11 protein-coding genes are annotated in these 13,379 nt (G+C 39.1%); 2 read left to right on the top strand and 9 right to left on the bottom strand.

Annotated features, from left to right (window positions below; genetic code table 11):
• Window positions 1-112: 112 nt before the first annotated feature.
• The 6 genes from CA598_RS00775 to CA598_RS00750 form a co-directional block, all read right to left on the bottom strand.
• Window positions 113-3,283, bottom strand: a complete 3,171-nt coding sequence (locus CA598_RS00775) for an ATP-binding cassette domain-containing protein (protein ID WP_094874966.1) — start codon at window positions 3,281-3,283, stop codon at window positions 113-115.
• A gap of 137 nt (window positions 3,284-3,420) precedes the next feature.
• Window positions 3,421-3,837, bottom strand: a complete 417-nt coding sequence (locus CA598_RS00770) for an SRPBCC family protein (protein WP_094874965.1) — start codon at window positions 3,835-3,837, stop codon at window positions 3,421-3,423.
• Window positions 3,834-4,166, bottom strand: a complete 333-nt coding sequence (locus CA598_RS00765) for an ArsR/SmtB family transcription factor (protein ID WP_373455802.1) — start codon at window positions 4,164-4,166, stop codon at window positions 3,834-3,836. The genes CA598_RS00770 and CA598_RS00765 overlap by 4 nt, the downstream gene beginning before the upstream one ends.
• Window positions 4,167-4,399: 233 nt before the next feature.
• Entirely contained in the window at window positions 4,400-5,308 is a 909-nt protein-coding gene (locus CA598_RS00760; protein ID WP_256990292.1) for a hypothetical protein, read from the bottom strand.
• Window positions 5,305-5,862, bottom strand: coding sequence for an RNA polymerase sigma factor (locus tag CA598_RS00755; RefSeq protein WP_094874963.1), 558 nt, complete (start codon window positions 5,860-5,862; stop codon window positions 5,305-5,307). Before CA598_RS00755 ends, CA598_RS00760 begins: the two co-directional genes overlap by 4 nt.
• Before the next feature lie 221 nt (window positions 5,863-6,083).
• Entirely contained in the window at window positions 6,084-6,950 is an 867-nt protein-coding gene (locus CA598_RS00750) for an alpha/beta fold hydrolase (RefSeq protein ID WP_094868789.1), read from the bottom strand.
• A 158-nt stretch (window positions 6,951-7,108) separates the two neighbouring features.
• Between CA598_RS00750 and CA598_RS00745 the strand changes: the two genes are divergently transcribed.
• On the top strand, window positions 7,109-7,807 hold the full coding sequence (locus CA598_RS00745) for a MerR family DNA-binding transcriptional regulator (protein ID WP_094868788.1): 699 nt from the start codon (window positions 7,109-7,111) through the stop codon (window positions 7,805-7,807).
• 138 nt (window positions 7,808-7,945) lie between these two features.
• Here the strand turns inward: CA598_RS00745 and CA598_RS00740 are convergent, their stop codons facing one another.
• Both CA598_RS00740 and CA598_RS00735 read right to left on the bottom strand, forming a co-directional pair.
• A complete protein-coding gene (locus CA598_RS00740) occupies window positions 7,946-8,299 on the bottom strand; it encodes a VOC family protein (protein ID WP_094874962.1) in 354 nt (117 codons plus the stop codon).
• Window positions 8,300-8,375: 76 nt separating this feature from the next.
• Entirely contained in the window at window positions 8,376-9,176 is an 801-nt protein-coding gene (locus tag CA598_RS00735; RefSeq protein WP_094874961.1) for a phosphotransferase, read from the bottom strand.
• Between the two features lie 319 nt (window positions 9,177-9,495).
• Here CA598_RS00735 and CA598_RS00730 point away from each other — a divergent pair, with 319 nt between their 5' ends.
• Window positions 9,496-12,492 carry a hybrid sensor histidine kinase/response regulator gene (locus CA598_RS00730; RefSeq protein ID WP_256990291.1) on the top strand — a complete coding sequence of 999 codons (2,997 nt, stop codon included), beginning with the start codon at window positions 9,496-9,498 and terminating at the stop codon, window positions 12,490-12,492.
• A gap of 55 nt (window positions 12,493-12,547) precedes the next feature.
• Here CA598_RS00730 and CA598_RS00725 read toward each other — a convergent pair whose 3' ends face one another.
• Window positions 12,548-13,342, bottom strand: coding sequence for an SDR family NAD(P)-dependent oxidoreductase (locus CA598_RS00725; protein WP_094868784.1), 795 nt, complete (start codon window positions 13,340-13,342; stop codon window positions 12,548-12,550).
• Between the last annotated feature and the right edge of the window lie 37 nt (window positions 13,343-13,379).

Here is a 13,379-nt window from a genome sequence, read left to right as displayed (position 1 = left end):
GATATAGTCACTCAAGACTTTTCATTGCTAATATAAAAAAACACACCCCCTAGAATTTCATCGGAATTTACCCTGAGGTTGATCCAATGTCTATTCTAAGCGGTGCGCTTCTTTAGTTATTTTGCTCAAGATATTGATAAACGGCCATCATTTCTTGTTTATGCAACTCACGAATACGATTGAAGATTGGAATATCAGCTACCGCCGCAATAGTTGAGCTTTCCGTCACGACATCACTTACCGTACCTGTTAGCCAGGTCTGCACATCAATGCCTTCAACGCTTTCCTTTCGCCCTTCATCATTAATGCCACTGGCATAACAACGAACACATGGAATCGTTAGCTTATAAACACCATCATGCAGTCCATCTTCTGATATGACTTTCTTCCCTTTGCAGAATGGACAGGGTTGACTAGCCTTTATCTTATTAATCAAAGTGACCAGTTTTTTGTACCCAAACGCTTCATAAACATAGGTCAGTTTCTTGTATTTTCCATTCGTGAAATACTTATCAATGATGTTCTCTCTGGTTTCGTTGATATTGTCAAAATCACAAATTGTAATCCGATTATTAACGCTGATGGATTCAATACTGCCGCTAATATTGCCCCAGAATGGCAAAGCATTTTGTAACACCATTTCATAATGCGCAAAGCTCGCCAGCTCTAGTTCAAGCATTTTTAGAGCGACTTGTGTTTCCCTTGGCATTAGCGAGACATCCTCTGTCAGAACCATATCACCGCCAACAATAGCCTTCATTTTTTCAAGCGCCTGTAATTTGCCAACGGTTCCCATCACTTGATCCAGAGGTTGCCCAATCATATCACGGATATCCGTGTCGCCAAACTTGAGCTTTTTATGATGATTCAGTACGGTTCCTTTACAAATTGGACAAGTGATCATTATTTTCGACTGCTTAATATGCTCTTTAATGATCGCCTTCGAGATCACCATGTAGTTCCCAATGATGTAATTAAAACCTTCCCAAGTTCTTGTCGCTTTGCTTGCTTTATCATAAAATGACTTTTCCCAATACCCGTACCAAAACGTATGCTTTTCTGCATCCGTCATCTCATTATAGCTCTTGCTGAGATCTTGTCCGAGTTCATTCTTAATCTCTTCAAAGATGAATTTGATCTTGGGGAATTGATAGAATTTTAGAATATCCATTGCATCTGGATGCATTAAACCATCCCAGAACGGCACATTTTTGTCCTGAAGCACCATATCAAAATCAAATTTTTCAATGACTCTACGTCCCTTACAGCACGGACAATGATTATCTTGATAATAGAAATCGAAGCTGCTCGTATCTTTATTCGTTGGATGCGCCGTAACAATATGGTTGATCAAACCACCAATTTCATATAGAAAAGTATATTGACTATATAAATGTCTTTCCAGATCAATGGCAATGACCGGTGCAATCGTATCTGATTCATATTCACCATATATCAAACGTGCCATGGAGGATAAGCTTTTTAGGATACCACCTTTATAGATGTTTTCTGCATTTTTGAAATAGGCAATCTGATCTTCTTTTAAATAGTTGACGCCATTTTGTTGCCGCAGTGTGGAAGGAATTTGTAATGGAGCGACATGATCTTCACGGTTAAGTTGACGATAATACGCTTCATGGCTGACAACATCGAGATGCTCCACCGGTTCGAGCTGTCTTTTGCCAAAATCAACGATAAAGTCAGAGTTTTCTAACATATATGAGTTATGTTCAATCATCATAATAGAGACGGATTCATCCTGAAGAATGACCTTGATGCTGTCAATGAACTGATTTAGAATATTTTGTGATAACCCTTTAGAAGGCTCGTCAAAAATAAAAAGCGTATTTGGGTTTCTAGAACCCGCAAATAGCTCGGAAACTAAATGTACACATTGAAATTCACCGGTTGATAAAGACTGGGTTTTTCTCTCTAACGTCAAATAACCAAGTCCAAGCTTGATCAATAAGCTTAAGCGTTTATGTGCTATGTCTTCATTTGGGAGTTCATCAATAATATCTTCTATGGAGCGCTGGAAAAGTTCATCAATCTCTTCGCTATATTTGGTGAGCTTTCTTTTAATATCTAGAAAAGTCGCTACCGTCGAACGACTGGTTATCGATTGGTTCCGATCTTGCCCTACAATCACCAGTTTATCTTTGGGATAGCGCTTCTGGAAATCTTTGGACATACATTCATTAACGAGTGTGGATTTACCGCAACCAGATTCACCTGTGAAAGTTACAACTCTATTGCGGGGGATCTGAATTTCAGCCATTTGAATATTACGGCAGTAAAGATCATGAAAATGATAGTATTCTGTTGGTGCAACCTGATTAATGTCTCCATTGATCGGGCTTGGACGTGGCGATTCTTCAACAATTTTTCCACCGTACTTACCACTACCTGGTCCAAAGAACAATTGCTCGTCCGTAATATCTAATACCGTGTCAGAATGATCAATGAGCCAAATTTGATTTTTAAATCCTAGCTGTTTAATCTGTTCTAATATTTTCAAAAGGGTTTGATGATCCAGACCCACAGAGATTTCATCAATAATAATTACTGTATTTTCACTGGTTGCCATGAATTCTGCCAAGTAAAGTCGTGTTAACTCTCCTCCTGACAATGTGCCCATAATGCGATTTAAGGTTAAATAACCAATATTCATATGGATTATGTTCTTTAGAATGTTTTGTTTACCTTCACTAATATTCAGCACTTCTGCCAAAGAAAAAACAGTTTCAATACTCAAGTCATTGATATCGGAAATACTCATGTCTTGATTCAATACCTTTATTTTATATTGTTCAGTTTCGTGATTATAGCGGTTCCCCTTACACTTTTTACATTCGATATTTTTAGTGGTGCCGCGACCTTTACAATCCGGACACCAACCTAATTCATTATTAAATGAAAATACCTCAGGAGATAGGTTGAATTGTTCAGCAAGCGTAACACGAATCTCTGTAAACACACCCGTATGTGTGCCTATGGTTGATCGAGGATTGGAAGAAATCGATGATCTCCCTAGAAAAAGTACAAGTGGCATTGCTTCCATCTGGATCGCACTAAAGTTAGTTTCCATAATGTTAGGGAATAAATACTGATATTCTGCCTTTGGCAATAAAGAAACGAGACGTTTCTTGGATTCTTCGCCGATGGTTTGACAAAAGGTTGTTTTACCAGAACCAGACAAACCTGCAATCCCTAGGGATTGCTCTACGGGTAGTACTGCATCTAACTTATTAATATTGTTCGCAATTAATCGGTTTATTCTCATAGTGATTTCATCTCATCTCCATTCTCATCAAATAGTATTGCCATGATTTATTCCATTAAAAAGGGCACTTTCCTTATTTCAGAAAAGCGCCCAATTCTTGAACCAAGCCAATGAATTTAAATCATTTGCGATTTATTTTACAATTCTGCTAATACCTTTTCAAGCTGGCTGCCCATATTCGTCCAGGCATATTTAGCCCCTTCGATCGCACCTTGACGTGCTTTGGTTTCTTCACTAAATCCAGATTGACCAAGATGAAGATGAACCTTACCGTCGGACTCTTTGCTCAAAGTCCAAGTAACCGTAGTACCTTCTCCAGCACTATGCCAAGTATAGGATAATGTATTCGGCTCGTCTACTACGAGAACCTCACAATTTACAATGCCATCCCACCATTCATTAGGCTCTGCACGAAATTGGAATTTATGTCCTACGACTGGTTTAAAGTCATTGCTCCAAATCCATTTCGCAAGTGTATCTGAATCCGTTAAAGCGTTCCATACCTTCTCGATTGAACTTGTAAATTGAAAATCTAAGGATACATCTGGTTTCATAGTTCTTCCTCCAATAAAAGTTTTAGTTTATCAATTCTTTCTTTCCAGAAACCTTCATAAAAAGATACCCAATCTCGAATTTCTTTCAATGGACTGGCATTCAACCTATATCTCGTCTCTCTCCCAACCTTTCGAGCCATTACAAGATCAGCATCTTTAAGAATAGACAAGTGCTTAGAAACTGCAGTACGACCCATTTCAAAATGAACCGTAATTTCATGTAGGGGTAATTCATCAACATCAGCCAATATTTGAAGTAGTTTTCGCCTAGTTGGATCTGCAACAGCGTCATAAACATCCCTCACTTGACTATTATCGTTCAAAACCACCCCCACCTTTTCCGTAATATTACCTGTAGTGTCACCGATTATACTCATCGATGCCCAATTGGACACCATTCAGTGTCTAATTGATTATAGGACACCATTTGGTGTCGTGTCAACATCCTTGAAATTTAATTATCTGTTCTTTTAAATATTGAAATATGGAATAGGAGGACTACACGCCTTCCTATTCCAGATTAATTGAGTTCTGGTAATTCTTCAGCTCCAAATTTCTCTACTCAGTAAAGCGGCAACACTTCTTGTTCAAGCCCTGAAAAGAGCTCACCGGATTGATCAAAGAAGTTGTCCGACAATTGATAATAGGCATCTCCCATAGATACGACTTTTAATTCGGGAATGATATACATAGCCATATGGGTTCCATCCTTCAGGTTGAACTGAAGTTGATACGATTTCCCTTGAGACTGGGCCCCTGCAATAGCCTCATATTCCTTATTGCTTAAACTAGCTGTTGTCGAGGTGTATAGCCCATCTATGATAGATTCAACAGCAACATGATCCGTCATTTTTTTCAACTCTTCATTGCCCACATGGTTAAGAACATGGATGTCTTTCACATGCTTTTTCAGGTTAGACATATCCAGATATTCCTTTGCGGTCATCTTAGCATCGTTTAACTTCGCTACGACTTCAGCCAGATAAAATTGTTCTTCATACTTGACCGCTATGCGGAAATGGGATGGATACGTCGGAATTTCATATAGCTTTCCGCCAACAGCGAACGTAGAGGAATAATCCTTATCTAGATCCTTATCTCCATCGTCCTTTCCGATCTCTTGGTTCATATCATACTCTAAGGTTCCAAGTGATTTCTCAGGCTTCATTCCTGTGAACTTAAACTGAGCACCATCACTTACGAATGCATAACGATATCCGTTGTAATTTAATATTTTCCGAACACCGTTGGGAGCTGATACTGGTGTTTGCTGCGATATTTGTGGTGAATTAGTCATTGATGTCTTCAGAGGAGAGCTGTAAATGGAAATTCCTAATATTAGAGCAGCGCAAGCAGCCATAGTTCCCCATTTCGCAAATGTTTTCTTATGAGTGCGTCTAGCTGTGTTAGCCTTTTCTACCAGATTTTCGTCTACATAACCAATCGTCTTAAATAGATCTTTATTATTCATAGGATATAGCCCTCTTTCATAAGGTATATTTGGAGTTTTTTTCGTGTTCTGAAAAGAACTGATTTGGTCTTACTTTCACTTATTGCAAATCGCACTGAGATTTCAGCCAAAGAATCGGAGTACCAGTAACGTCTCAGAAAAATATTTCGATGATCTTCGTTTATCTTCAGCAGGAAATTGCTTATGGATTCAGCCATCTGTTCTTCCTCGTATTGACTCTCAACATTGTCTGGCGAGAATAAACAATCATTTAATTCATCAAGAATCGTATCGAATTTTTTATTCCGCTTTTTGGCCATATAATAATCGTATTTATTTAACGCGATATTTCGTGTGATCCTCCCCAGAAAAGATGATAGCTTTGCAGGTGATTTCGGCGGTATCGCTTCCCACGCCCCTAAAAAAGTATCGTTCACGCATTCTTCCGAATCTTCAATATTAGATAAAATGTTATGAGCGATCTTAATACAATAGTTCCTATATTTTCGGGAGGTTTCTTCTATTGCTGATTCCTTGCGCGCAAAGTACAATTGTATGATTTCACTATCTTCCACTCCATCACTTCCGTTCAGTTTATTAAGGCCTCACTTATAAAGTAAGGAAAGAAGGGTTTAGGTTGCAAAAAAGTTTATTTTCTTAAGTAATCAAAGCAAGAAAACATTTTGGGTCTTCATAAGCTTCGACATTCCATGCTAAAAATATGACGCGTGAAAAAAAGCCGGTTTACCCTTTAATAGGCAACACCGGCTAATCTATTAAATTTTCCCTTTTTTATTTATAGTTGTTTTACAAACCAGGGCTTAATCAATGGTAACACCACGGCTGGCTGCATAGCTTTGGTATGATCCATTTGGGTTCCCCTTAGAATTTCAACATCCCAGCCTAAATCAGTCAATTGTTCTTTATTCTTTTTTAATATCCCGCCGATGTCCACAGTAACATTCCCAAAATTCTCACCATATACGATAGTATCATTTTCTCCTGCAAAAGCTAATTTTGGGAGACTCAGCAAATGGTGAATACTACGATCATCAAAAGCGGTAAGGCTCTCGTATAAGGCAACAAATTGAGCTGTTACACGGGTATCCATTGATACTTTGATGTTGTCCCAGTCTATCTCATCAAGATTCTCTGTTTCGATAGAGCTTTTTTCAGCTGCCTCATTTTGATTATTCAAAGCTTGGGTATGTGTTTTCTGAGTTACAATCAGCATCTCTTGATAGGGACCCTTATAAGGCGGAAAACCTCCCATGACCAAGCTTTCCAGACGATTTGTTCTGATACCCAATTGTAGACCAATTAAAGCTAACCATGAATATCCGTAGTAGCTAAAGCTCTTAACGTTCATTTCATCAGCAATGAGGAGCAGATCCTTCACAATATGGTCTACAGTTAAGTTGTCCACTGGATGTTGAAAGAGATGACCTTCATAATCAAAGTAAAGCACTTGAAAGGTATCCGAAAGACCTTCAACAAAATGTTTACCTATTTCAGGATCTACGCCCCAAAGCTTTAGATTTTCTGCTTCCTGATTGTACACGGATTTTTTAGCGATAGGTAACATGATGGTTGGACGATCTGATCCTCCTGTTAATCCTACTTCTATTGCTGAATGGTTGTTTAATCGTATGATTTTTTTCAAACAATCCTCTCCTTAGTGTTTTATAGAAATATCATATAACATTCATGCAATCTTTCGGTTTATCCCATTCTAAAGCTTGATATATGTCGTTAAATTAGATTTAATATTGTTGTAGCACTTGAAGGTTTAACTTTAATGTTTTGGGGGCGATGGCCATTATGGGAGATATTTATACACCAACAATGATAGCTAAGAAATTAAATGTAAGTACCACTACTTTAAGAAGATATGAAGATCAAGGCTTAATTCCCGAAGTCCCGAGGACTGCTAGCAATCGTCGATGTTATACAGACATTCATATTCAAGCTTTTATTACGATTCGGACACTTTTACAAGGATATGAGATTCCAGTTGTGTACGATGTGATGAGAAAGATTAAAGCCCGGCAAATGGAGTATGTACTTTGGTCAATCAATCAGGAACAGTATAATACACAAACGGAAAAACATAGGTTAGAGGATGTATTAAGCATGTTCCGAAACGCAGATATATCAAAATACAATGATTTAGAGGAAATAAACGCAATGACAATTGGTGAAGTTGCACAAATAGCAGGCGTTAAGCCATCAGCCATTCGACATTGGGAACAAGAAGGACTAGTTACCTCGAATAGAAACAAAGACAACGGCTATAGAGTTTATACGCTAACGGAATTAAGAAAGATTATCCTCATCAGCAGTTTAAGGAAGACCGTGTATTATATCGAGAATATGAAACAACTCCTGAATGAAATAGAGACACAAAACTACAAGAAAGTTGAATTGTCTTTCGAGCTTGCGTTACAAAAATTAAATAGTCAATTAATGAAGCAGTTTTTAGGAATTTCTGAGCTTATGAAATATATGAAATACTATTGAGTGAGCATAGATTTTTGGAGGACCTAATCACGCTTCCTTAAAATCATTTATAAGAACGCAAAAAACTCCGTCCCTAAAAGGACGGAATTGATTCCGATAGATTAACAATCTAGATCTCTGCACGATGTGACCGTTTATCTAATGTCCATGAGCAAGGATGTTGATAAGTTTGCCAAATGGGTCGCGTTCATAGAATCGCCGGACTCCCCAAGGCTCATCAACAGGTCCATATTCTATCGTGTATCCAGCATTCTTCATACGTTCAAACACCGCATCGACATCATCAACTTCAATTGATAGATCTGGAGTTGGCGTATTGGAGCCGCCCTGTGAGGCGAAGCTTATTTGAATGTTCTCCTTCCCTAGTAAGCCGTATGTTTCGATCCAACCATGATCCATCAATAAATCAAGCTCGAGGACGTCCTGGTAAAAGCTTTTTGCTGCTGAAGCATTCTGTGTTTTAATATTGGTTACAATTCGCTTTACTCTCATTCTCAGACCTCAATTCCAATGGTATACTTTTTTAATTTTATTCAATTATCCTGTCCGTGAGCGGAATATCCGATTTTTATATCCAATCTTCGAAATGATCTGTTACAAAACGTATCTCACTCTCATAGTGGGCTAAGTGACCCTCGTCAACCATTTTCTGAAAGGCAGGATTCCCTTCGGCGGCACCATTTCGTAGCGTATCACACAGTACTATCAAACGTTGTATAATCCACTGTCGCAGATTATTTGGGACGGGAATTCCATAAGCTTCAAAAAACAAATGAATTCGCCGACGTCGCTCTACGGCATGGATTTCAAATTGATATGCTTCTGTGGTTCCAGAAGTATGGTTAGGTGCGAAACTCGCAAGAGGAACAGAAGTGTAAAGGGTGTACGCAATGTCCCACATCCGCGGACCTGGACCTGCCATGTCAAAATCAATCAACGCCACAGGAGCCTCCTTTTGAAAGACAACATTATACAACGCTGCGTCATTATGACAGATCACTTCGTGTTCGGCATCATCGGCATAGCTAAGCTGCCATCTGTCCTCCATATTGGGCCGGAACACTATAGTCACATCATGGAAACGACGCATAAGATGTGCCAAACCGGCAAGCGTTTCGTCCGTCCACATATACGGTTCAAGGTTTGGATAATTATTCCCTGGAACTTCTCCGGAAATAAATGTCAATATTTCACGGCCAGAATCATCGATTCCGAGAAATTTTGGTGCTCCCTCATAGCCCTGATGTTCCAAATGTTTGAGTAGTTTATGAACATTTGGACTCCAATAACCTATAGGGCGGCGAACAGTGTCCGCCATACGGACTATATGATTTACATTACCGCCTTTTAACACTTCTTCCTTAGGCATTCGGTTCATTCCTTTTCTTTTCAGTGCATTACCTATTGCAGATTTTTGAAAACTCCCTCTCTAATAATAACAATATTTACAAGTTATTGTTTATAAAGAACAATTATAACTATACTGGCCGTTAAGATCATGCTGGTATTTGCTCATCTTAGATTAATAAATCCATTTTAGATTCTAAATTAGAATTATTTGCTATAATGTTCTCATGAAAAATAATACTATCTTAAACAAATTAGCAATCATTCTACTTTTTATCAGCATTCTCTTTGGCCTACGCTGCATTTGGTTCAACATATTTAAGGTTTCCAACAATGTACCTATGATTAGAAACGGTGTACTGGATTTACGTGGCCAGGATCTGGAGAAGGCGAACTTATTCAGGCTAGATGGTGAATGGAGCTTCTATCCTTCGCAATTTGTTTCGTCCAAGACTTCCACTATCCCAAGGCAATCCCAAGCGCTTCAAGTTCCTGGGAATTGGAGCAATGCTATCGGAACTGATCACACAACATCATATGGATATGGGACGTACCGCCTGCGTATTTTGGTAGAACCGCTTCAGCAGCCTATCTCGTTCTGGATCAAACAAATTTATTCCGCCTCCAGTGTGGAAATTAACGGCAGCCCTATTCACAATAATGGGATAATTTCTCTCGATACCAATACATATGCACCAAAAACCACCTCATTTACAGCATCATATTTTTCGGAAAATATGACAGAAATAGATGTACTTATTCAGGTAGTAAACTTTGATCACCCCTATAAAGGCGGTATTAGCGGGCCTATTTTATTTGGCTCTCAGGAAGTGGTTAACCGGACAAATTTTTATACCGTTGGATTTCAAATGCTTACTGCAATCATCCTGCTACTACATGGGCTGTATGCCTGTATTCTGTATTTATTTAATCCTAAAGAACGTGCCCTGTTCCTTGTAGGGCTAATGACATTATCTGTAGCCGTCATCCTTTTGGCCCGAAATGACAATTTAGTTCTAGTATTACTGCCGATTAATTACACTTGGTCTTTAAAAATCCGTTTAATCGCCTTCTTATGGCAGAACCTTTTTATTCTGCTTGTTTTCAGGAAATTCACCTCAGGTGCCGAAGTCAACAAGTGGTTACGCGCTTACACGTGGTGTCTTTTCCTTTATACCTTATTTATATTTATCGTTCCTGCTTATTTGGTCAGTACATCGATTCACTGGGGTATCATTCAAGTGTTTCAGTATATTCCCTTTATCTGGTTGATCTATAGCTTGGGACGCTTATTGTTCAAAAGGCAAGATGATAAAGATATTGTTTTTCTACTGATATCAGGTGCGGCCATCATCTCTAATTTGTTATGGAACTTGTGGGATAGTAACGGCCACTATTCAATTGTCTACTATCCTGTGGATATTATTGCCGCCATCGTAGGCTTCTCAGCTTATTGGTTTAAAAAGTATTTTCAGAATGCCAAAGAGAACATGGAGTTAAATGAGCAGCTGAAAAAAGCAGATAAACTTAAGGATCAGTTTCTTGCCAATACCTCTCACGAGCTGCGAACACCAGTTCATGGAATTATGAATATCGCGCAAAATATAATAACGAAGGAAAAGGACAGGCTCAACGAGAGTAGTCGGCAAGATATGGAGTTACTGATTACCATCAGCCGCCGTATGTCCCATATGCTTGGTGATCTACTGGATGTAGTACGTCTTCAAGAGCATCGCGTTATTTTGCATCAGGAGCCTATTTTAGTTCAATCGGTGGTTCCCGGAGTCATCAATATGCTTCAATATATGATTGAAGGTAAACCGGTACGGTTATCCATGAACATACCAGAATCTATACCTCCTATTCTTGCGGATGAGAAACGACTAGTACAAGTATTATTAAATCTAGTGCACAACGCGCTCAAATACACCGAGCAAGGACTTGTTTCTGTTTCAGCTGAGGAAAAAGACGCTCATATCTTTATTTATGTAACAGATACCGGAGTAGGCATGACCGAAGAGACCATGGCGCGGGTATTCCTCCCCTATGAGCAAGGCCCTCACGGAATAAATGACGGGCGTGGAATTGGACTGGGACTTAGCATTAGCAGGCAGCTGGTAGAACTGCATGGTGGCAGCTTGAGCATCCTTTCTGAATTCGGCAAAGGTTCAACTTTCAGTTTTGCACTCCCCCTTGCTGATCCCTATAGCGAACAGATAGTAAGAGAGGCTGCACCTATAACAACGTATACACCAGATGAGATTTATAAGCAGATGGCTAAATGGGGGATTTCCGAACAAACTAATCAACATACTGACAAAATCCCGCCACTCTTTACAGACGCCAAGGTGAATCTCTTGGTGGTAGATGACGACCCTGTTAATCTGAATGTGCTAAAGGGCATTCTTGAAAACGAACCTTATCTCATTACGACGGTGAACTCAGCGCAAGAAGCACTGGATTGGCTAGATAAAAAGCGTTGGGATTTACTGATTAGTGATGTAATGATGCCGCATATGTCAGGATATGAATTAACGCAAAAGGTTCGCGCGCGTTATTCGTTATATGAGCTCCCAGTAATATTGCTGACTGCCCGCAGTCAACCTGAGGATATCTACACAGGATTCTACTCCGGCGCAAATGATTATGTTACCAAACCTGTGGATGCAGTTGAACTCAAATATCGCATTCGAGCCTTAACAGCGATGAAAATTTCTTTTAATGAACGGGTGCGTATTGAAGCGGCTTATCTACAGGCACAGATTCAACCCCATTTCTTGTTCAATACATTGAACTCTATTGCGGCACTCAGTGATATGGATACTAAAAAGATGCAAGAGCTCATTACTGCATTTACTTCCTTTTTGCGAATCAGCTTTGACTTTTTAAATATCGGAGAACTCGTGAACCTTTCTCATGAACTAGAGCTGGTAGAATCTTATTTGTATATTGAACAAACACGATTCGCAGAACGAATTTCTGTTGTTTGGGAGGTGGATCCAGACATTAATATCCTGTTACCCCCTCTATCCATCCAGCCCTTGGTAGAAAATGCTATTAAGCATGGTCTGCTCAAGCGTCAGCAGGGTGGTACCGTTTATATTCGGGCCACACGTCTGAACAATGCTATAAAGATCGAAGTGGAGGATAATGGGTTAGGTATGGATCATAGCACGCTTGCGTTGTTGCTGGAACCGACCATGAAAGCTAAAAGCGGCATCGGACTGGCTAACACCCATCGAAGACTGATGCAATTGTATGGTCAGGGTCTTTTTATTCAAAGTAAACAAGGTGAAGGTACTTTGGTATCCTTTGTTATACCGGAGGACAGTGAATAATATATCAAAAAAAGCCATTCCATAAGGCGTGGCTTTTTTTGTATCGATACTACATTTAGAAAATAGTAGGTACCATGCCCCCATCCATCCGGATCGGAGAGCCTTTAAATGCAGAGGCATAGGGACTGCTCATAAATGCTGCTAGTCTACCTATTTCATTAGGTTTAATAAATCGCTGTATTTCAGATTGCGGTAAGTTTGCAGCCATGAATTTTTTCTCTTTTTCTGAAAAAGTCAACGCTTCATCTGAATACATTCCATCAATGATTTGGTGCACATTTTCAGAGAGTGTTGGTCCTGGCATGATAGTATTGACGGTAACTTCTGTTCCGATTGTTAATTTAGATAAGCTTTTTGCCAACGATAATAGCATTGATTTTGTCATTGCATACTGTGGCATTTGAGCTGACGGCATTATTGCTTCTTCACTAGCGATGAAGATCACGCGTCCAAAATTGTTTTCTAACATTTTTGGCATATAAAATTTCGTTAATCCATTTGCAGCAAGAACATTCGTACGGATGTATTTTTCAAATATTTCATCATCAACGTCGTCATAGCTCATCAGTTCATAAATCCCCATATTATTAACTAAAATATCGATATGGGGGTATTTTTCAAGTAAAGCTTCTCTCTGTCCCATATCTACAATATCGGCAGCAGCATTCTGAGGAGAAGTTTCCGGAAATTTTGCTTTAATTTCATTTACTGTTTGTTCTACCTTTTCATAATTCCGTCCATTTATTAGTACATTAACGCCTTCGTTGGCAAGTTCAAAGGCGATAGCTTTACCAATACCTTTTGTTGATCCTGTAATTAAAGCTATCTTATTATTTAATCCCATATCCATATTTCATTTCTCCTTTTATCATGGCGAGTTAATTAGC

It is taken from the genome of Paenibacillus sp. VTT E-133291, assembly GCF_002264395.1.
Taxonomy (GTDB): domain Bacteria; phylum Bacillota; class Bacilli; order Paenibacillales; family Paenibacillaceae; genus Paenibacillus_AQ; species Paenibacillus_AQ nitricinens.
Note: the sequence above shows the minus strand (reverse complement) of the source record. Positions and strands in the feature narration are given on the sequence as shown.